General features: G+C 73.3%; 13 protein-coding genes. 8 read left to right on the plus strand and 5 right to left on the minus strand.

The window, feature by feature from the left end; genetic code table 11:
* Positions 1-101: 101 nt before the first annotated feature.
* Positions 102-4,958, minus strand: coding sequence for a hypothetical protein (locus tag ACF07V_RS08070; RefSeq protein ID WP_392152221.1), 4,857 nt, complete (start codon positions 4,956-4,958; stop codon positions 102-104).
* Positions 4,959-5,263: 305 nt separating this feature from the next.
* Between ACF07V_RS08070 and ACF07V_RS08075 the strand changes: the two genes are divergently transcribed.
* A complete protein-coding gene (locus ACF07V_RS08075) occupies positions 5,264-6,289 on the plus strand; it encodes a LacI family DNA-binding transcriptional regulator (protein WP_392152223.1) in 1,026 nt (341 codons plus the stop codon).
* 64 nt (positions 6,290-6,353) lie between these two features.
* On the opposite strand, the gene ACF07V_RS08080 is transcribed toward ACF07V_RS08075, so the two are convergent.
* Positions 6,354-9,122: a glycosyl hydrolase gene (locus ACF07V_RS08080; RefSeq protein WP_392152225.1), complete on the minus strand. Its 2,769-nt coding sequence runs from the start codon at positions 9,120-9,122 to the stop codon at positions 6,354-6,356.
* Between the two features lie 256 nt (positions 9,123-9,378).
* Here ACF07V_RS08080 and ACF07V_RS08085 point away from each other — a divergent pair, with 256 nt between their 5' ends.
* The 4 genes from ACF07V_RS08085 to ACF07V_RS08100 all read left to right on the plus strand — a co-directional run bounded on the left by ACF07V_RS08085 (position 9,379) and on the right by ACF07V_RS08100 (position 14,217).
* Complete coding sequence (locus ACF07V_RS08085) at positions 9,379-10,683, plus strand: extracellular solute-binding protein (protein WP_392152227.1); 1,305 nt, start codon at positions 9,379-9,381, stop codon at positions 10,681-10,683.
* Between the two features lie 245 nt (positions 10,684-10,928).
* The gene (locus ACF07V_RS08090) at positions 10,929-11,894 is read left to right on the plus strand and encodes a carbohydrate ABC transporter permease (protein WP_392152229.1); all 966 of its coding nucleotides are present in this window, start codon (positions 10,929-10,931) and stop codon (positions 11,892-11,894) included.
* Positions 11,891-12,757 (plus strand): carbohydrate ABC transporter permease, encoded by an 867-nt coding sequence (locus ACF07V_RS08095; RefSeq protein WP_392152230.1) that lies wholly within the window; start codon positions 11,891-11,893, stop codon positions 12,755-12,757. Before ACF07V_RS08090 ends, ACF07V_RS08095 begins: the two co-directional genes overlap by 4 nt.
* Positions 12,758-12,813: 56 nt before the next feature.
* Entirely contained in the window at positions 12,814-14,217 is a 1,404-nt protein-coding gene (locus tag ACF07V_RS08100) for a GH1 family beta-glucosidase (RefSeq protein WP_392152232.1), read from the plus strand.
* Positions 14,218-14,233: 16 nt separating this feature from the next.
* Here the strand turns inward: ACF07V_RS08100 and ACF07V_RS08105 are convergent, their stop codons facing one another.
* The gene (locus ACF07V_RS08105; protein WP_392152233.1) at positions 14,234-14,449 is read right to left on the minus strand and encodes a hypothetical protein; all 216 of its coding nucleotides are present in this window, start codon (positions 14,447-14,449) and stop codon (positions 14,234-14,236) included.
* Between the two features lie 45 nt (positions 14,450-14,494).
* Positions 14,495-15,394, minus strand: coding sequence for a LysR family transcriptional regulator (locus tag ACF07V_RS08110; protein ID WP_392152235.1), 900 nt, complete (start codon positions 15,392-15,394; stop codon positions 14,495-14,497).
* 61 nt (positions 15,395-15,455) lie between these two features.
* Here ACF07V_RS08110 and ACF07V_RS08115 point away from each other — a divergent pair, with 61 nt between their 5' ends.
* The gene (locus ACF07V_RS08115; RefSeq protein ID WP_392152236.1) at positions 15,456-15,806 is read left to right on the plus strand and encodes a DoxX family protein; all 351 of its coding nucleotides are present in this window, start codon (positions 15,456-15,458) and stop codon (positions 15,804-15,806) included.
* A gap of 49 nt (positions 15,807-15,855) precedes the next feature.
* On the opposite strand, the gene ACF07V_RS08120 is transcribed toward ACF07V_RS08115, so the two are convergent.
* Positions 15,856-17,256 carry a polysaccharide lyase 6 family protein gene (locus tag ACF07V_RS08120; protein ID WP_392152238.1) on the minus strand — a complete coding sequence of 467 codons (1,401 nt, stop codon included), beginning with the start codon at positions 17,254-17,256 and terminating at the stop codon, positions 15,856-15,858.
* A 540-nt stretch (positions 17,257-17,796) separates the two neighbouring features.
* On the opposite strand from ACF07V_RS08120, the gene ACF07V_RS08125 reads away from it, so the two are divergent.
* Entirely contained in the window at positions 17,797-19,074 is a 1,278-nt protein-coding gene (locus ACF07V_RS08125; protein ID WP_392152239.1) for a hypothetical protein, read from the plus strand.
* A 61-nt stretch (positions 19,075-19,135) separates the two neighbouring features.
* Entirely contained in the window at positions 19,136-20,473 is a 1,338-nt protein-coding gene (locus tag ACF07V_RS08130; protein WP_392152241.1) for a hypothetical protein, read from the plus strand.
* The last annotated feature ends 12 nt before the right edge of the window (positions 20,474-20,485 follow it).

The following is a 20,485-nucleotide window of genomic DNA, read 5'->3' on the forward strand; positions in this document are numbered from 1 at the left end:
CGAACATCTCCGTGACGCTGCCCCGCCCACCCCTCGGTGGGCGGGGCAGCGTCGTCATGGGCCCGTGCTGCCGGCGTCCCCCGCACGGGCCCTGACGGGACCTAGGCGGAGATCCGCTCCCAGGCCTCCTCGAACATCTCGTGGAGGGGTGCCGTGGGCAGCACCCGGACGAACGGGGAACGGATCAGGTTGTCCCACATCGGCCGCACCAGGTGGCTCGTCAGCTTCACGGTCTCCAGCGGCAGGTGCGGGGCCTTGAGTTCCGTCCAGTCCCCGGGCAGGAACAGGGTCCGGCCGGCCCGTGCCCGCTTGGCCTCCACGACCGCGCCGGTGGCCAGGAGTTCCGCCCGGACCTCCGCGTGGCACTTCGTCGACCAGCCGTTCCACCGACGTACGTTCCGGTCGGTGGGCGCGGCCAGGGTCGCCAGCTGGAGGTACAGGGCCGCCGCGTCCCCGCCCACGCCGAGCCTCGCCGCCACCCGGGCGAGGAGCTCCGGGCAGGACCGGCGCGGATCCGCCTCGTACGCGCCGACCGGTACGGCTCCGGAGCGCGCCCGGCGCATCATCCGCGCGAGTCCGCCGCCGGAGAGGAGCGGTGCCACCCGGTCCAGCTCCTCGGCGAGGTCGGTGAGCTCACGGACCTCCCGCCACGCCTCGGGATCGGCGACCGCCGCGGGGCGCAGGAAGGCGGCGCCGCCGGGAGCGCACACGACGAGCGGTCCCGAGTCGTAGGCGCCGACCGGGGCGGACCGGTTGTCCTCGTGCCAGTCGACCGGCAGCCGCCGGGGTCCGAACCGCTCGGCGATCCGCTCCGACGTGTCCTTGATGCGGCCGCCGGCGAGGCCGAGCAGCAGTTCCGGGCGGTCCAGCTCGGCGCGCAGCCGCTCGTACAGGGCCTGCGCGCCCGCCAGCGCCGGATCGCCGACGGGCCGGTCCGTCCACGCCCACACCAGGGCGCTCGCGACGTCCGCCACGGCGAGCCCCACCGGGGTCCGGTAGGGCAGTTCGGGGCCGGCCGGCGGTACGGCCCTGACCTCCACCCCGGTGCCGTACCGGGTCCCGGCCAGCTCCCAGCCGGCCGCGGGCACGGTCGCGTCCTCGGCGGCGTCGTAGCCTCCGGCGAGGCGCCGGGCCCACACCTCGGCGAGGCCGAGGTCGGTCTCCAGGGCGTCGGCCGTCGCGTCGTCGACGACGGGCCGCGCCCCGAGGAGCTCCCGCCACACTCCGGCCATCCGCTCCACGGCCGCCTCGACGCCGCCCTGCCGCCACAGCTCGGCCGGGTCGTCGGGAAGGGCGGCGGCCAGGACGGCCCTGCGCCCCGCGTCGCCGAGCCGGGCGCGCAGCCGTTCGTACGACTCCGCCGTCAGCGGGGTCGCCTTGTACGGGGCCTTGCGCACGAGGGCCCGGTGCTCCTCCCTGTCCGTCCGGCCGACGAGACCGGCGACGACGAGCCGGGCCACCGACATTCGTACGCCCGTCAGTTCGGCGAAGCGCGCGGCCGCCGTCTCCGGGAGCGGGACCGGCCCGTGGGCGTCCACCGCGGCCACGAGGGCCCGCAGCCGCTGGGCGTCGTCACGCTCCACGCGCACGTGCCGCACCTCCGTGGCCACGCCCGGGACCGGGTCGGCGTGCGGGTTCTCGGCGACGGGCGCCACGAACCAGTGCTCCGCGCCGCCGTCCCGGACCCCGGCGGACGCGAGGACCGTGCCGTGCGCGCGCATGAAGCCCACGATCCCGGGGCCGGACGTCCTCCCCGCCCACCAACGGCTGCCCGCACGGGCGAACGGCTGCTCGGCCCAGGTGTCCAGGAGCGCGAGGAGAGCGGCCCGTTCCGCGTCCGGGGTCGGTGCCACCGCGGCCCGCCAGGCCACCGCGTCGATCGTGCCGAGGAGCTGGGACCAGTCGTGCGGCGGGGCGGGCGGCGAGAGCCGCCGCACCTCCTCGACGATCGTCCCGTCCAGGCAGGCGCCGTCGGCCGCGAGCGCGGTCAGCGTCGCGGGGAGGGCCACGTCGGGGGTCCGACGCCACTGGTCGGGCTCGCCGGTCCCGACCAGACCGAAGAGCGCGGGGACGAGTTCGGTGTCCGGCGCGGACCGGCCGAGCCGCACGGGCGGCGCCTCGGCGAGCAGGGTGACACGCCGGTGCAGGGCCCGCCGCCGCTCCTCCACGCGTGCGGCCCGCTCCGCCACGGCGACGACCGCCTCGACCAGGACGGGATCCGTGACGTCCGGCAGCTCCCGCGCCACGACCGCACGGAGCGCCGCCGCGCCGTGGGAAGCGGCCGTGCCGTCGAAGGCACCCGTGCCCTCGGAGGCGGCCATGCCCTCGGAGGCGGCGGCGAGCAGCGCTTCCGCCGCCTCCCGGCGCATGTGGCGCAGCCCCCGGGACCCGGCGGCGTCCCGGGTCCGGAGGAGGTACCAGAAGGCCGGGGGAAGAGCCACGCCCCGGGACGGCGTGACCCGCCGGGCCGGCTTCACCCGGGGCTCCCGGTGCGAGTGGGGGCCGTCCAGCTCCCACAGCAGGACGCCGTCCGCGGTGTACGCCCGCACGCCCGTCCACGTCTCGGCGTCGGCGAGGACCACGTCCTCCGCGGCACCCTCCGGCGGCGCCCACAGCGCCCACGGCTTCTGGCCCTGCCGGTCGATGCCGAACCGCGCCGTGCGCCCGTCGATGCTCTGGAGCAGGTAGTGGTCGGGCGCGGGGTCGCGGTGCGGGGTACGGAACAGGATCCGGGTTCCGACGAGACCGTCCCTGCTGCCGAGCGGGGACTCGGTCAGACCGGCGGGCAGCGGCGCCAGGTGCAGGGCCTCCTGGGCCAGGGCCATGCCCGCCTCGGACGGTTCCGTCGCCGGGTCGGCGCTCGCGGGGCGACCGGGGAAGGCGGGCACTCCGACGCCACCCGCCGGCTCCCCGGTGACCCGGTCCACCGACTGCCAAGGGCGATCGCGGTACACGCCGTTGGTCCAGATCCGGGAGCCGTCGCCGAGCTGCAGCTCGTTGCTGTCGATGCCTTCCGTGCCGCCGGGCCGCAGGGCACGCAGACCGCCGTGGCGCCCTCCCCCGTCGGCGGTCTCGAACTGGAAGCCGTAGGCCCCGTCCAGCTTCCCGCCGAACGGCACGAGGCCGCCCTGCTCGTCCGGCGCGAACGGCTCCTCGGGCCGGTCCGCCCAGCAGGCGGTGTCGCAGTAGTACGGATCCTGCTTGACCGACCAGCTCACGAGGAACGATCCGCCGACGTAGTGGACGGCGTGCATCGTCGCGTCGTCCGGCACCGTGAAGCGGCAGGAGGCCCGCACCCCGTCCGGGGCGACCGCGACCGCACGGTCGGCCCCGAACACGGTGAGCACGGGCCAGGTGCAGGTCATTCCGGCGACGCCGGAGACCCCTGGCACGGGTCCGTCATCGCCGTCGGCTTCGGCTTCGGCTTCGGCTTCGGCTTGGGTTTCGGCTTGGGTTTCGGTTTGGGTTTCGGTTTGGGCTTCGGCGGCGAACTCCGCGTACACCGACTCAAGCGCCGGCCAGGCCAGTTCCTCCGGAAGCCCGGCCGTGAGCGAGCGGTGCAGCGCGCCCGCCGCGCTCACCGCGCCGAGGGCGTCGACGATCCCGCCGAGCGCGGTCACGGTCGGCCGGTCGAGAAGGGTCTCCAGTTCGGTCACGGACTCCTCGGCGCCGGCCATGCCGCCGCCCCCGACGGTGTCGACGAGCTTGCCGACCCGTCCGGCCACCTCGTGGGCGATGCCCTCGTTGCCCGGGAGCAGCGTCACCGCGGAGCCGGGCTGCCGCCCGCGCGCCATGGGCCAGCTCGGCAGCAGGTTCGCGTGCACGGTCCCTTCCAGGCGCGGGCCGAACACGGGGTCGGCGGCGAGCGCGGCGAGGTCGCGCCGGGACTTCTCGCCCCAGAAGCGCATCCGGACGTCCGCGCCCGGGTCGGTGACCGTGGCCCCCGCCGCCAGGCAGGCGTCGAGGACGTCCGCGTCGAAGCCCTGGTAGTGGTGGCGGGTGGTGTGCAGCGTCAGGGACGCGGCCTCGCTCCGCAGGCGTGGTCCCAACCTGCCGATCAGGTCGAGGAGTTCCTCGGGCAGCGGCTGTCGTGCGACGCCGCCGCCGGACTGCAGGGCGTACTGGTACATGCGGACGAAGTTCCCGAGCCAATGGTGCGCTCCGCCCTCCGGCACGATCCGGCCGGCCTCCATGGCCGCGGTCGCGCCGCAGCCGATCAGCATCCGCAGCCACGCGCCTCCGTCGGTGACGCCTTCGGGGAAGACCTCCACCAGACCGGCCGCGACGGCGTCCGTCGGCGGATGGGCCGTCAGGACCGGTTCGGCCGCCGCGAGCAGGGCGTCGGGCACGCTCTTCTTCCGGGTGACCGACAGGATCGCGCCCACGAGCCGGGCGACCTCCACGTCCCCGAGCCCGGCCTTCTTGGCGGAGGCCCGTACCCGGCGCACCAGATCCGCGGGGAGGTCGGCGGGCGAGGCGGCCCAGGCGGTCAGGAACGCCTCCAGGGCGGTGTGCGCCGCCGCCGGATCGAGGGAGTCCGCGAGGAAGCGCTGATGGGCGCCGAACTCCTTGGCGGGCATGGCCCCGCCCGTGGCGAACAGCAGCCCGTTGGCCAGGCGGTAGGCGGGGTCCACCGGAAGACAGTGCTGGGTCTCGGCCGCCCGGGCCGCCGCGTACGCCCGCCCGCCCGGCCTGCTCCCGTAACCGATCAGCCGATGCCCGACGGTGTCCCAGAACCACGGCAGATGCGCCGGCGGCAGCTGCCGCGCCCGCCGCGCCATCGCGTCGACGAACGCACCGGGCTTGGTCCAGGACCGGCCGAGCTCGGTACCCATGTCCTGGACCAGCCCACGCGCGGCCTCGGCCGCGCCCGGGTCGTGGGCGGCGACCCAGTCGGTGTAGGTGGTCGACACGTGCGTACCGGTGGTGGGCAGCAGGGCATCCAGCGAGACGATCATGTCCTGGATCGTCGCACGCCCCACTGACACCGCCCCGGGGATCGTCCACGGGACAGTCATCAGGACGTCTCTCCCCTGCCGACGGACTCGCCACAGGGGCCGCTCGCCCGGCTCACCGCCCGCCGCTCCCCGAGTCCCCGTCGGTGCCGCAGGTTCTGGGAGCGGGTTCTGGAAGCGGGTTCTGGAAGCGGGTTCTGGGAGCGCTCTCAACGTGTGACGTCCCCGGATATCCTGGTCCCTGCGGGGCCCGTCGGACACACCCACCGCACGCCCCGTACAGCCGACGCAGCAGAGGAGCGTACGCCTTGCCCGAGCAGACCACGGGGCCCCGCCCCACGCTGGAAGGCGTCGCCGCGCGCGCGGGTGTCTCCCGTGCCACGGCCTCCCGGGTCGTCAACGGGGGTGCGGGGGTACGCGCTCCGCTGGTGGAGAAGGTGCTCAGGGCCGTGGACGAGCTCGGTTACGTGCCGAACCACGCGGCCCGCACCCTGGTCACCCGGCGCAACGGCGCCGTCGCCGTGATCATCGCGGAGCCCGAGTTCCGAATCTTCTCGGACCCCTTCTTCGAGCAGCAGGTGCGCGGCATCAGCCGGGAACTGACGGCTCACGACGCCCAGTTGGTGCTCCTGTGGGTGGAGGGTCCGGGGGACCACGAACGGATCTCGCGCTATCTCGGCGGCGGGCACGTCGACGGAGCCCTGGCCTTCTCGCTGCACAGCGACGACGCACTGCCGTCCGTGATCGAGCGGGCTCGGATTCCGGTGGTCTTCGGCGGGCGGCCCGCCGCCGGTACCGATCCGGCCGTGCCCTTCGTCGACTGCGACAACCGCGGTGGCGCCCGGGAGGCGGTGCGGCATCTGGTGGGTCTCGGGCGGCAGCGCATCGCGCACATCTCCGGTCCCGCCGACCAGACGTCCGCGATCGACCGGATCCACGGCTATCGGGACGTCCTCCTCGACGCGGATCCCGAGCTCCTGTGCCGGGGCGACTTCACGGAGGAGAGCGGGGCGCGCGCGATGGCGGAGCTCCTCGACCGGCGGCCGGACGTCGACGGGGTGTTCGTCGCCAACGACCTGATGGCCTCGGGGGCGTTGCGGACCCTGCGGGAGCGCGGACTACGGGTGCCGGAGGACGTGGCGGTCGTCGGCTTCGACGACATGGCGTCGGTGGCCGAAGGGACCGTCCCCGCCCTGACCACCGTCCACCAGGACATCGAGGGGATGGGCCGGCTGATGGTGAAGCTCCTCATGCGGCTGCTCGACGGGACCGGGCCCGGGATCCCGTCGTCCGTGATCACCCCGACCTCGCTGGTCCGCCGCGCCTCCGCCTGACTCCGTACGGGAGAGCGGCGGGTCCCGGTGACGTTCCCGGGCCCGCCGCCTCCTCGCCGGAGGGTCAGTCGTACGGGATGACGAGGACGGACCGGTCCGTGCCCGTCTGGAGCCGCGAGTCGCCGTTTCCGATCGCGCTCCAGACCTCCAGGCGGACCGTGCCGCCGCGCAGGTCGCCGAGCGTTCCGGTGGCGGACTGCAGGCCGCGCGTCTGGGCGTACTCCTCCCAGCCGGTGACCGGGTCGGTCGCGAAGTACCGGTAGGTCTCCGTCCGGTCGAAGGTGCCGTCGCCGGTGAGGTCGTAGCTGATGCGGGCCTGCTGACCGAGGCCGACCACCGTGCCGGCGTCCACCTGGAGCCGGAAGGCGGTCGAACCACCGCTCCTGAGCGTGCCGTTGACGTTCCTGACCTCGTAGACGAGCGGCCGGTACGGGGTGCCGTCGTGGTTGGCGCCCTGGGCCGAGGCGATGGTGTCGCTGCCGGCGGTGGCGCCGGTGGCCGTGGTGAGGGTGCCTCCCGTACGGAGCTGGAAGGTGTTGCCCGTCGAGGGCTCGGGGTCGGGTCCGGGGCCGCCCGTGCCGGTGCCGGTCGCGGTGGAACGGGCCGGGACCGAGAGGGACGCGCCGTCGGAGAAGGTGACCGTGCGGGCGGTCGCGCCGTGGTTGTGGGCCACGTACGTGCGGGTGGTGCCCTTCAGGAAGACGGCGGAGGTGGGGAGGGATCCGGTGACCGTCGCGTCGGGAGCGCCGAGCGTGTCGAGCGCCGTCAGCCAGTGGTAGGTGTGGGCCTTGGACTCCCCCGCCTCCGGGGTGTAACCGGCGTTGCCCGCGTCCCACTTGGCCTTGGCGGCGCCGGGGTCGGCGAGGGACTGGAACTCCCAGAGGATGTCGCGCCACTCGACGGCGGGGCCGCCGTTCTCGCGTTCCATCTCGGCGACGTTGCGCCGGACGGCGTCCTGGTGTCCGGCGAGCTGGAGCGAACCGCCGGTCACCGGGAGGACGTTGATGCCGTGGATCTCCTCGGGGTTCGCGGTCCACCAGGTGGCGTAGGCGGCGCCGCTGCCCCACACCATGCCGGCGGTGTCGTGCTGGAAGGCCGCGGGGAAGACCTGCTGGTCGGCGTCGAACCAGTACTGGGCGACGGCTTCGCCCTCGGTGGTCAGCAGATAGGTGCCGAGGTCGCGGAGCTGGTTGTCGCCGGTTGCCGAGCCCCAGAGGACGAGGGCGGCGCTGAGGTTGGTCGACTCGGAGGAGGACTCCTGGTTGTTGCCCGCGGCGAAGCCCTGGTGGCCGCTGGCCCAGCTGTGTCCGGCGTAGACGTCGAAGCCGCGCAGGAAGGGGAAGGCGCTGTCGGTGCGGCTGGGGTTGGCGGTGTCCCTGACCAGCGTCTTGACCATGGCGCCCCACGCCGAGTCGGTGGCCCAGGCCGGGTCGTACTGGGCGACGATCGCGGCCGCGTACACGTAGTAGCCGTAGTGGAAGTGGTGGTCGTTGAGTTCGGTGTCGCTGCCGTAGGAGGCGGGATAGCCGATCAGGGTCTTCCAGGCCTGGTCGTACGAGAACTCGTTGGCGCCGCCGGCCGTGAACCATTCCTGGAGACGGCCCTTGACGAGGCCGAGGAGCTTGTCGCGGATCGCGCCCTCGCCGATCTGGTCGGCGAGCGGCACGAGCTGGGCGAGCTTGCCGAGGGCCTTGCCCGTCCAGTACGTGTCGACGGCGCCGGAGAACGGGTCGGCGGAGTTCGCGACCTCGTTGAGGTAGCCGCGCAGCCGGGCGGGGTCCACGCCGGCGCCCGGCAGTCCCGGCAGGGTGGCGGCGGCCCGCTGCGAGGTCGTGAAGGAGGCGGACTCGCGGACCTTCATGGTGCCGCGGGGCGAGACGTACGTGTACGGGGTGAGCGGGTCGGTGGTGTGCAGCCACTGGTGCCGGTAGAGCGCCTGGAGGGTGCCCCGTTCGGTGCCCTCCTTCGCCTCGGTGGTGAGGGTGTACGTGGCGCGAACCGTCCCCGCGTCGTAGCTCCAGTTCACCGTGGAGCCGGTGACGAAGCTGTACGCGTACTTCCGGTAGGTCGCGAGCGCGTCGGTGGAGGGCAGGACGGCGACGGAGAAGTAGTCCTTGCCGCCGAGGCCCGCGGTGACGGTCGAGCCGGACACGTTCCAGTCGGTGCCCGTGGGCGCGAAGAGGGCGTAGTGGTGGCCCGCGACCGTGATGCCGAGGACGTTGCCCTGGTCGGCGAAGACGGTGGGCGCCTCGGCGGTGGTGATCCGGGCGTCGCCGCCGGTGCCCTTGGCGTACACGAAGGGCAGGCCGTGGCCGATGGTGGTGCGCAGGGTGCGGGCGCCGTCGGACCAGTAGGGGGTGACGGTCCAGTCGGACCAGGCGTCGGCCCTGGTGTCGGGCGAGTTGAGGCCGGTGAGGCCGAGGGTGAGGTCGCGCTTGTGGGCGAACTCGTACTGGCGCCCGTCCCCGACGATCGCGGGGCTGGTCGGGTAGCCGATCTCCAGGCCGCCGGCGACGGCCTGGTAGGTGAGCGGGTGGCCGTACATGGGGGTGGAGTACGGGTTGTCCCCGTACCGCTGGAAGGCGAGGGAGGACCACCAGTCGTTGGTGGGGACCGGCTTGCCCTGGGCGGCGGGGGTGACCTTGGGGGTGACCGGGGTGCCGGTGTTCGTGGTGGGTCCCGAGGTGCCGGCGGGTCGGCTGTCGGAGTAACTTCCGGCGCCCACCGGGACGGTGGCGGCCGCCGCGGGGCCGGCGGCGGGGCCGACTCCCAGGGCGGCGAGGGCGGAGACCAGGACCACTACTGCGGCCGGCCTGCTGCGGGGGGCTGGCATGAAGGAGCACCTCATGTCGTCGGGGTGGGTGGGGGGTGTGCGGGGAGGAGGGTGAGAGCGCTCTCAGATCGCCGGAAACGTAAAACCCGCGAAACGACTGTGTCAATGGATTGAACACAGACGGGAGTTGGCGCGTCTTCCCGTCCGATACGCCTTCGAGCCTTGACGGATGCACCTCTCCACGGGCACGCTCCCCCCGCAGGTTTGAGAGCGCTCTCAATCGCTCTCGCTCGTTCCGGAGCCAAGGAGGCTTCCCATGCCCATCGCCCGAGCCGCCAGAAGAACCGCCGCCCGCCTCGGGGCGGTCGTGCTCACCGGGGCACTGCTCGCCGCCTGCGGAAGTTCGACGGACGGCGCGTCCACGGACGCAGCCGGGGGCGAGGTCACGATCACCGTGGACCTGTTCGGCTCGTTCGGATACAAGGAGGCCGGGCTGTACGCCGAGTACGAGAAGCTCCACCCCGGCGTCACGATCAAGCAGACGGACACCGAGGACGAGGCCGACTACTGGAAGTCCCTCCAGACCCGGCTCGCCGGCGGGGGCGGCCTCGCCGACGTGCAGGGCATCGAGGTCGGCCGGATCGCCTCCGTCACCCAGCAGCAGGCCGAGCGGTTCGAGGACCTCCGGAAGTACGGGGCGGACGCCCTCAAGGACCAGTTCGCCCCGGCCAAGTGGGCCGCCGCCACCGGCAGGGGCGGCGAGGTCCTCGGGCTCGGCACGGACGTCGGCCCGGAGGCCCTGTGCTACCGCGCGGACCTGTTCCAGCAGGCCGGACTGCCGACCGACCGCGAGGAACTGGCGAAGAAGTGGGCCACCTGGGACGGCTATCTGGAGCTCGGCAAGCAGTACAAGGCCAAGGCCCCGGGCAGGAGCGCGTGGATCGACAGTGTCGGCAGCCTGTACTCGATCATGATCGGGCAGGAGAAGGAGCGGTACTACGACGCCTCCGGAAAGCTGATCTGGGAGGAGAACCCTGCCTTGCGCAGCGCCTGGGACCACGCCGTCCAGGCCGCGCAGGGCGGTCTGAGCGCCAAGCTCGACCAGTGGTCCCCGCAGTGGAACCAGGCCTTCGCCGCCGGGTCGTTCGCCACGATCCCCTGCCCCGCCTGGATGCTCGGGTACATCAAGGGCCAGGCCGGTGAGACCGGCAAGGGCAAGTGGGACGTCGCCGCGCTCCCCGGCGGCGCCGGCAACTGGGGCGGCTCCTACCTGGCCGTGCCCAGGGCGGCGCGGCACAAGAAGGAGGCGTACGAGCTGATCAAGTGGCTCACCGCGCCCGAGCAGCAGACCCGGCTCTTCGAGAAGCAGGGCAACTTCCCCTCGGCCACCGGGGCGATCGAGAAGGTCGCCGGCGCCGAGGACGCGTACTTCTCCGGCGCCCCGACCGGAAAGATCTTCGGCGACGCGGCGAAGGCGGCGCCGGTCCAGGTCCTCGGCGTGCACGACCAGAACATCGCGCAGCAGATCACCAACGCGCTGAGCGAGGTCGAGCGCAAGGGCACCTCGCCCGAGAAGGCCTGGTCGAACGCGAAGAAGGGCGTCGAGAACACCATCGGCTGACGTGGAGCCGCCGGGCGCCGCGCCTGCCTGCCCGCCCGGCGCCCGCTCGCCGGTGCCGCGCCCGCCCACCCATGCCGCGTCTGCCTGCCCGTATGCGGTTTGCGGGCACCCGTCCTCGCGGAGCCCACCACCAGGTCGACCGCCGCGCCTGCCCGCCCGGCACCGTGCCCGCCAGGCGCCGTGCCCGCCCGCCCGGCGTCGCCCCGTACCCCCCTCGCCCCGACCTCTCACCGAAGGGCCGCACCGTGACCCTCACCGCACCCCAGGCACCGGCCCCGCCGCACGCCGCCGCCCCGCCGCCCCGGCCGGGGAGCGCCCGGCGGGCCTGGCGGACGGTCTCTCCGTACGCCTATCTCGCCCCCTTCTTCACCCTGTTCGCCGCCTTCGGCCTCTTCCCGCTGCTCTACACGGCCTTCGTCTCCCTCTACCGGGTCGAGCTCCAGGCCCCCGGCGACATGGAGTGGCGCGGCCTCGGCAACTACACCGCGCTCCTCGGTGACGAGTACTTCTGGGTCGCGCTGCGGAACACCTTCACCATCGGCGTCCTCTCCACCGTGCCGCAGCTGGTCATGGCCCTCGGTCTCGCGCATCTGCTGAACTACCGGATGCGCGGGCGCACCTTCCTGCGGACGGCGGTGCTGCTGCCGTACGCGACCTCGGTGGCCGCCGCCACCCTCGTCTTCGCCCAGCTCTTCGGCCGTGACTTCGGGCTGATCAACTACGCGCTCGGGCTCGTCGGCATCGACCCCGTCGACTGGCAGAACGGCACGGTCGCCTCGCAGATCGCCTTGTCCACGGTCGTCATCTGGCGCTGGACCGGCTACAACGCGCTGATCTACCTGGCGGGCATGCAGTCCATCCCCGACGAGCTGTACGAGGCCGCCGCCATGGACGGGGCCTCGCGGTGGCGGCAGTTCTTCCATGTCACGCTGCCGGGCCTTCGTCCCACCATCCTCTTCACCGTCATCGTCTCCACGATCGGCGCGACCCAGCTGTTCGGCGAGCCGCTGCTCCTCGAAGGCTCGATCTCGGGCGGCATCTCGCACCAGTACCAGACGCTCGGCCTCTACATGTACGAGCAGGGCTGGGGCTTCTTCCACCTGGGGCGGGCCGCGGCCATCGCCTGGGTGATGTTCCTGCTCATCGTGGTGCTGGTCGGGCTCAACGCCCTGATCGCGCGCCGCCGTTCCCGCAAGGAGGCCGGCCGATGACCACGCTCGTCCGCCCGGCACGGCCCGGGCCCTCCCGGGCCGGGCGCACCCTGCACGCCGGGCCGTTCGCCTACACGATCCTGATCGTCGCCGTGCTGTTCTCCGCCTTTCCCTTCTACTGGACGATCGTCGCCGCGAGCCGCTCCAACGCCGACCTGGCGAAGGTCCCGCTGGCCCTGCTGCCGGGACCGCACCTGATGCGGAACTTCGAGGCCGTCCTCGAAGAGGCCGACATCGGCAAGGCGCTGCTCAACTCGCTGCTCGTCTCCGGATCGATCACCCTCGGCACCGTCCTGTGCTGCACCCTCGCCGGTTTCGCCTTCGCGAAACTCCGCTTCCGGGGCCGGGGCGCGCTGCTCGCGGTCACGGTGGGGACCATGATGATCCCGCCGCAGCTGGGGGTGATCCCCCTGTTCATGCTGATCGCCGAGCTCGGCTGGGTGAACCAGCTGCAGTCGGTGATCCTGCCGGGCCTGGTGTCGGCGTTCGGGGTGTTCTTCATGCGGCAGTACCTGGTGCAGTCGCTGCCGGACGAGCTGATCGAGGCGGCCCGGGTCGACGGCGCGTCCACGGCCAGGATCTTCTGGTCGATCGTGGTGCCGATCGCCCGTCCCGGCATGGCCGTGCTCGGTCTGCTGACCTTCATGGCCGCGTGGAACGACTTCTTCTGGCCCGTCGTCGCGCTCTCCTCCTCCGAGCCCACCGTCCAGGTCGCGCTGCGCCAGCTCGGCGGCGGCTACGTCCACGACCAGTCCGTGATCATGGCGGGCACCCTCCTCGGGACCCTGCCGGTGCTGCTCGTCTTCGGCCTCCTCGGCCGGCAGATCGTCGGCGGGATCATGCAGGGCGCGGTCAAGGGCTGACGTCCGTCGTTCCTGCCTCTTCCGACACACCTCTCACTCCAGGGAGTTCTCACCTCATGACCGCGCTCGACGCCCACTCCGACGTCACGACCGCCCTCCGTTTCCCCGAGGGCTTCCGCTGGGGCACGGCCACGGCCGCCTACCAGATCGAGGGAGCCGCCGCCGAGGACGGCCGGACCCCGTCCATCTGGGACACCTTCAGCCGTACGCCCGGCAAGGTGCGCAACGGCGACACCGGCGACATCGCCGCCGACCACTACCACCGGGTCGACGAGGACGTGGCCCTGATGCGGCTGCTCGGCGTGACGGACTACCGCTTCTCGATCGCCTGGCCGCGGGTCCAGCCCACCGGGCGCGGTCCGGCCGTCCGCAAGGGCCTGGACTTCTACCGGCGGCTCACCGACACGCTCCTGGCGGCGGGCATCCGGCCGGTGGCGACGCTCTACCACTGGGACCTGCCCCAGGAGTTGGAGGACGCGGGCGGCTGGCCGCACCGGGAGACCGCGTACCGGTTCGCCGAGTACGCGGGGATCACGGCCGACGCCCTCGGAGACCGGGTCGCGACCTGGACCACGCTCAACGAGCCCTGGTGCGCGGCCTTCCTCGGCTACGGCCAGGGCGTGCACGCCCCGGGCCGGACCAGTGACCTCGCCGCGCTGCGCGCCGCGCACCATCTGAACCTGGCGCACGGCCTCGCGGCCCGGGCCCTGCGCGGTGCGCTGCCCGGTTCCGCGGAGGTGTCGCTGACCCTCAACCTCCATGCCGTACGGGCTCGTTCGCAGGCACCGGAGGACCTGGACGCGGCCCGCCGGATCGACGCCGTCGGCAACCGGATCTTCCTCGACCCGGTCTTCCACGGCCGGCTCCCCGAGGACCTGGTCCGGGACACGGCGTCCGTCACGGACTGGTCGTTCGTCCGGGACGGCGACCTGGCGACGGCGGCCGCGCCGATCGACTCCCTGGGGATCAACTACTACTCCCCGGCGGTCGTCGCGGCGGGCACCTCGGAGTCGCCCTCGCCGTGGGCGGGGGCCGAGCGGCACGTGCGGTTCGAGCCGGCGGCCGGGCCGCGCACGGCCATGGACTGGCCGGTGGACGCGGACGGGCTGCACGAGCTCCTGGTCCGGCTGCGGGACGAGCTGCCGGGCGTACCGCTGGTCATCACGGAGAACGGGGCGGCGTACGACGACTACGCCGATCCGTCGGGGAACGTGAAGGACCCGGAGCGGGTGGCGTATCTGCACGCGCACCTGGCGGCGGTGCACCGGGCGCTCGCGGACGGCGCCGATGTCCGGGGCTACTTCCTGTGGTCGCTGCTCGACAACTTCGAGTGGGCGTACGGCTACGGCAAGCGGTTCGGGATCGTCCACGTGGACTTCGCGACGCAGCGCCGGACCCTGAAGGACAGCGCGCGCTGGTACGCGGAGGTGATCGCCCGGGGCGGTCTCGGGGAGGCCTGAGACCGCCCGGCGGCTCCTACTTCTTCAGGGCGCCGGCGACGAAGTCCTGGGTGAGCCGGGCGGCGAGCTTCTCGCCCTGCGCCCGACCGGAGTCGCCGGTGTCGCCCGTGAAGGGCTGCGCGGAGGCCGGCTTGTCCGCCGGCCGTGTGCCGTCCGCGGGCGTTCCGGAACCGCAGCCCGCCAGCGCGCCTGCCAGTACGACCGCGGCGACGACGGTCCCCACCCTGTTCACGTGCATTCCCCCGGGACATCGCGAAGTTGATCACGACCGGGGTGGTCATACGTGCAGGTCGCGGATGTACGTGCAGCAGCGAACGAAGTCCCGTACGACGGGATCGCTGTCGGCTTCGGCCGTACGGGCGACGCCGACCCGGGTCGGTGCGATGCCGCTGACCGGCCGGTAGACGATGCCGGGGCGGGCGTAGAAGCGTGCGGCCGACTCCGGGGCGAGGGCGATGCCGTGGCCATGGTCGATCGCGCCGAGCCAGTCGTCGGGCTGGTCGACGACGGCTCCGACTCGGACGGGACGGCCCTCGCGCGCGTCGGTCGCGAGCCAGAAGTCCCGCCAGGCGCCGGTCTCGGCGGGGGCGGCGACGAACGGCTCGTCGAGGAGCTCCGTGAAGGGGATCGTCGCGCGGCCGGCGAGCCGGTGGTCGACGGGGAGAGCGACCCAGCGGGGCTCGCTGAAGAGGACGTCCACCCGGAGGTCGTCCTCACCGGGGAACGGGAGCCGTACGAGGGCGACGTCGACGGCCCCGGCAGCGAGTCCGGCGGTGGGGTCGGACCAGGCGGCCTGCCGCATCGCCACCCGCCAGTCGGGCCTGCGGCGCGCGAACTCCTCGACGATGGGGCGGGTGGCCTCGTTGGCCGCGCTCGCCAGGTAGCCGACGCGCAGGACCCGTTCCTCCCGGCCCGCGGCGGTCTTCACCTCCCGGAGCGTACGGCTCCAGGAGGTGAGCAGTTCCGAGGCCCGCTCGGCGAGCACCCGGCCCGGTTCGGTGAGGGCCATGCCGGCCTTGGAGCGGGTGAACAGCCGCGCCCCGAGCAGCGCTTCCAGGTGCTTGATCTGCTTGGTGAGCGCGGGCTGCGAGACGTAGAGCCGCTCCGCCGCGCGCGTCAGGCTGCCTTCCTCCGCGACGGCGACGAAGTACCTCAGGAGCCGGGTGTCCACATCCATGCCGCCAGGTTATGGATGCGGGTATTGGACGCCAAGCGGGCACGCGACGAGGCTGGAACCCATGTCCCCCACGTACTTATCGGTCACCCTTGTCACCGTCCTGGCCAACTCCGGGATCGCCGCCGCGGACCTCGCGCGGGCACCCTTCGTGCTGGCCAACTCGGCGGAAGTGGGCGTGCCGGCGGCCTGGATCCCCTGGCTTGCCGCCCTGAAGGCCACGGGCGCCGCCGGGCTCCTGCTCGGCCTGCTGGGCGCGCGGCCCGTCGGTGTCGCCGCCGGGGTCGGGCTCGTGCTCTTCTTCCTCGGCGCGGTCGCCGTCCACGTCCGGGCCCGCGTCTTCCACAACATCGCCTTCCCGACGGCCTTCCTGGCCCTGGCCACCGGCTCCCTGGCCCTCGCCGCCGCGCAGTAGGGCCTGTCCGACGCGTGTGGTCGGACAGGCCCCGGGATGTGAGACGACGTCAGGAGGCGTTCGGACCCACGTCCGTGGAGGTGAGGGGGCGGCGGACCGGGGCCAGGGTCGAGTACTCGTCGGAGCCGATGTCCCGCGCCGTGCCCCGGGCGTGACCGTCGATGTCCTCCGGGACCGACACGGCGGCGAGAGTCGCCGCGCCGATCGCGGGGCTGGCCGCCGAGAGGCGGAAGACACCGTCCGTGGACTGCGTCAGGCGGGGGTCGACCCGGGTGTAGCCCGCGTTGGGGAGGGTGCCGTCGGCGGCCGCGCCCCAGAGGATGTTGCCCTGCCAGATGAAGCCGGTGGTCGCGCCCATCGCGACGAGGCTGCCGCTGTCCCCGACGATGAGGTTGTCGGCGACGGTCACGTCCTGCGGCTCGTACGTGCGGGTCTCCCCCGAGAGCGAACTCTTGTTGGCGCGCAGGGTGTTGTGCACGATCACCGCGCGGTCGCAGGCGTCGTTGCCGCGCCGCTCCTCGGTGGTCTCGCCGTCGTGGTGGTCGCGGGTGGTGCCGCTGCCGATCACGAGGGCCCGGCCGGTGAGGCCGGCGAGGTGGTTGTTCACGACCAGGTGGTCGTTGCCGTAGAGACGGATGCCCTCCTTGCCGCCCAGCAGCCAGTTGCCCTCGACGGTGGAACCGTTGCCGTGGCGCAGCACGATGCCGCCCTGGCTGTCGCGGATCGTGTTGTACCGGATGGTGTTGCCGGAGGACTTCACCGAGATGGCCTCGGGGTCTCCGTCGCACCGCTCGAACAGGTTGTACTCCACGATCGCGTCGGCGTTGGACAGGGCCCGGCTGCTGACGCCGAGCCGGATCGACTCGCCGCCGTTGGCGCCCGTGTACAGGTGGTTGGAGAAGCGGTTCTTGAAGACGTGGAGGCCCTGCGCCACGGCGGTCGAGCCGGGCCCGTCGACGACGAGGAAGATGCCCTGCGTGGTCCGGTCGTGGAAGTGGTTCCGGTCGATCTTGGCGCCGTCGCCCTCCACGAGGACCCAGTCGAGGCCGTCCACGTCCGCGAACTGGATGTCGTTGCGGGTCAGCCGGATGCCCGTGCTGCCCGCCGGGATCTCCAGGGTTCCGCTCTGCCGGAGCGCGAAGCCGCTGATGGTGACGGCGCTCGCGCCGTCGAGGACGAAGCTGCGCGCGCCGCGCAGGACGGCGCCGCCGCGGGTCTGCGAGACGATCGTGATGCCGCTGCGTCCCGAGACGTCGATCGCTCCGCCCGAGGGGACGGTGTACGTGCCGTCGGCGACGACGATCCTGTCCCCGGGGACGGCCCGGTCGATCGCGCTCTGCAGCGCGCTCAGGGAGGTGACGGGTGCCGGCTCGGCGGCCGAGGCGCCGAGGGGGACGGCGGCTGCGGCCGCGCCGAGCAGCGAGCCCTTGAGGAAGGTACGTCGTCGCATGATGCCTCCTGGAGGAAGGTGGAGTCGTCGTCTGTGTCCTGTGACCAGGTGGCATGGATTCGCCGGGGCGCCGGGCCGCCGGGACCCCGGTGCGGGCCCCCACGGCCCGCACCGGGTCCCGACCGGTCGGGTCCGGTTCCGGACGCCGGCTCCCCGCAGGCGTCGGCTCGTCCTCCCCGGTGCCGCCCCCACGACGGCAACCGTCAGGACGACGGCCGCCACGGCGCCCGCCTCGGTCCCGCTCGTTCCGGTCTGCTCCTCGGAACCCGTCGGCGGGCGTTCCGGGCGGGCGGTCACCCCTCCCTGGCCTGCCGACACGCACAGCCTGCCCCGCGCCGCTCACGTCTCGCTCACGTTCCGCTAACGCGCGGGGACGGGCGACCGGCGGGAACGGCTGCCGGCCGGGCCCGCCGATCGGGTGGGGCGAAGCCTCCGGCGGCTCCGTTCCAGGTCACCAATCCGATCAGCGAGGGCCAGGTCCTCGGCCCGGACGACGTCGTCCACCAGGCCGTCACCTTCTCCCCCACGTCCATCGGCGCCGTGACGGCGGCGTACGAGCTGACCTCCGACGACGGGACCGGTCCGCACAACGAGGCGCTGACCGGGACCGGCATCGCCGGGACCACGGTCACCGTTCCCACGCCCGGCGCCGGCGGCTGGAAACTGAACGGCTCCGCGCGGATCTCCGGCAACGACCTCCAGCTCACCCAGGCGAGCGCCTCCCAGCGGGGTTCCGCGGTCTGGCCCGTGCCGGTGCTGACCGACGGTCTGAAGGCCTCGTTCACCACGGTGATCGGCGGCGGCAGCGGCGCCGACGGCCTCACGTTCTCCCTGCTCGACCCGGCGAGGACCACGCCCTCCGCGCTCGGAGGCGTCGGCGGCGGCCTCGGCTACGTCGGGCTCCCGGGTGTGGCCGTCGCCTTCGACACCTTCAAGAACCCGGGCGATCCCTCGGCGAACTTCGTCGGCATCGCCACCGGGGGCAGCGGTTCGGCCCTCACGTACGCGTCGACGACGTCGAGCGTGCCCAACCTGCGGTCGGGCACCCACACGGTGTCCGTCGCGGTCGCCGGCAAGACCCTCACGCTCTCCGTGGACGGCACCCAGCGGCTGCGGACCACCGTCGCCTCGCTCCCCCCGGCCGCCCTCCTCGCCTTCACCGGCGGGACCGGCGGCATCACCGACATCCACGCCGTGCGGGGCGCGTCGATCACCGCCGCCTCGTACGCCGTGCCGCCGCCGGGCCCCAAGGGCTGGACGTACAACGGCAGCGCCGCGCCGTCGGGCACCAGCCTCGTCCTGACCCCGGCCCAGCCGTACCTGAAGGGGTCGGCGATCCGGGCCACCGCCGTTCCCTCGGCCCGGCTGAGGGCCCGTTTCACCGCCACCCTCTCCGGCGGCACCGGCGCCGACGGGCTCGCGCTGATGCTCCTGGACGCGACCCGTGCGACGCCCACCGCCCTCGGCGGCGGGGGCGGCGGGCTCGGCTTCAGCGGCCTGACGGGCGTGGCGGTCGCCCTGGACACGTACCGCAACGCCGGGGAGCCGTCGTCGAACTTCGTGGGGGTCGCCACCGGGGGCACGGGGACCACGCTCCGGTACGCGGCCACCTCGACGGCCGTGCCCGCGCTCCGTACCGGAAGCCATGTCGTCGACGTCGACGTCACCGCCGCAGGACGCCTGATCGTCCTCGTCGACGGCACCCGGGTCATCGACGTGGCGGTGACGCTCCCCCGGAACGTCCTGGTCGGATTCTCCGCAGCCACCGGCGGTTTGACAGACCGTCACGCGGTCACGGGAGTACGGATCGGGTACTGAGGTACCCTGCTCGCCCTTCGGAGCACGGACCCGATCTCTTCCAGCGAAGCGAGCGAGACAGATGACCGAACTGAGCCGGATATACGTGGACGAGTGCCTGCGCGGGAACGGCGGGCTCGCGACGGCCGTCGCCCGGGCCGAACTGCCTCCCGCCTTCGAGGCGGCCTGGCGCTCCCACCTGCTGCCCCGGCCCTGGTTCGTCCGTGCCGCGGAGACGGCCGCGTTCGCCCGGGACCTGGAGGGCCTCTTCGACCTCCTCCTGTCGCTGCCGGAGCGGCTCTTCGACGGGGACGTCGAGCGGTACGCGGCGGAGCTCGGGTTCGAGCCGTCCCTCGTGGCGCTGCTCCGCCGGGCCGGGTCGGGCGTCCCCGCCAAGCTGGGGCGCGCCGACGCGTACCACGACGGCACCGGGTTCAGGCTCCTGGAGCTCAACCTCGGCAGCGAGGTCGGCGGTCTCGACATGGACGTCTTCGGCCGGGCGCTGCTGCGGGTCCCCGAGTTCGCCGGCTTCGCGCGCGAGCACGGCCTGGGCCATGTGGACATCGCCGCGCGGATGGCCGCCGTGCTGCGCGACCGGGCCCGTCCCGCGCTGTCCGGCTCGGCGGAACCGGTGATCGGTCTCATCGAGGGGCGCGGGGGTGTCGGCCCGTACGGAGCGCTGATGCGCGCCACCCAGGAGGCGATGGCCGAGCAGGGTCTCGACCTCAGGATCGGGGAGATCGGCGACGTACGCGCGCGTGCCGACGGAAAACTCACCCTGGACGGCACGCCGCTCGACCTCGTGCTCCGGAACTTCGCGGCGAGCCAGTTGCTCGACGACCCCGCGGGCCCGGAGGTGGCGGAACCCTTCTTCCACGCCCACGAGGCGGGCAGGACCGTGCTGTTCACGTCCCTGGAGAGCGGCCTCTACTCCCACAAGAGCGCCCTCGCCCTCCTCTCCGACCCGCGCCGGGCCGATGTCTTCGACGCCGCCGAGCGGGCCCTGGTCGAGCGGGTCCTGCCGTGGAGCCGGGCGCTGCGCGCCTCCGGCCCCGCCGAGCTGATCGACCTCTGCCGGGAGCGGCGGGATCGGCTCATCCTCAAGCCCGGGGCCGGGTACGGCGGTCTGGACACGTTCGTCGGCTGGGAGTGCACGGACGCCGAGTGGGGCAAGGCCCTGGCCCTCGCGGTCGAGCGCGGCGGCTATGTGGCGCAGGAGCGGGTCGTGCCGCGGCCCGAGCCCGTGTACGACCCGGCGACCGGGACCGTGGACGACTGGATCGCGGCGCTGGGGTTCTTCCTCACCGACGACGGCTACGCGGGCGCGCACGCGCGCGTGAACCGCGCCGACGGGGGCGCGATCGTCGGGATGAGCAGCAACCCGGACACCCGGATGGTCGGGGTGTTCACGCACGCGTGACGACGGCGGTGG

It is taken from the genome of Streptomyces sp. NPDC015661, assembly GCF_043077765.1.
GTDB lineage: Bacteria > Actinomycetota > Actinomycetes > Streptomycetales > Streptomycetaceae > Streptomyces.

Excerpts from the sequence above, each read along its gene's own strand:
- ACF07V_RS08070 (WP_392152221.1), bottom strand. The coding sequence starts at position 4,958 with ATGATCGTCTCGCTGGATGCCCTGCTGCCCACCACCGGTACGCACGTG.
- ACF07V_RS08080 (WP_392152225.1), bottom strand. The coding sequence starts at position 9,122 with ATGCCAGCCCCCCGCAGCAGGCCGGCCGCAGTAGTGGTCCTGGTCTCC.
- ACF07V_RS08085 (WP_392152227.1), top strand. The coding sequence starts at position 9,379 with ATGCCCATCGCCCGAGCCGCCAGAAGAACCGCCGCCCGCCTCGGGGCG.
- ACF07V_RS08095 (WP_392152230.1), top strand. The coding sequence starts at position 11,891 with ATGACCACGCTCGTCCGCCCGGCACGGCCCGGGCCCTCCCGGGCCGGG.
- ACF07V_RS08100 (WP_392152232.1), top strand. The coding sequence starts at position 12,814 with ATGACCGCGCTCGACGCCCACTCCGACGTCACGACCGCCCTCCGTTTC.
- ACF07V_RS08110 (WP_392152235.1), bottom strand. The coding sequence starts at position 15,394 with ATGGATGTGGACACCCGGCTCCTGAGGTACTTCGTCGCCGTCGCGGAG.
- ACF07V_RS08115 (WP_392152236.1), top strand. The coding sequence starts at position 15,456 with ATGTCCCCCACGTACTTATCGGTCACCCTTGTCACCGTCCTGGCCAAC.
- ACF07V_RS08120 (WP_392152238.1), bottom strand. The coding sequence starts at position 17,256 with ATGCGACGACGTACCTTCCTCAAGGGCTCGCTGCTCGGCGCGGCCGCA.
- ACF07V_RS08130 (WP_392152241.1), top strand. The coding sequence starts at position 19,136 with ATGACCGAACTGAGCCGGATATACGTGGACGAGTGCCTGCGCGGGAAC.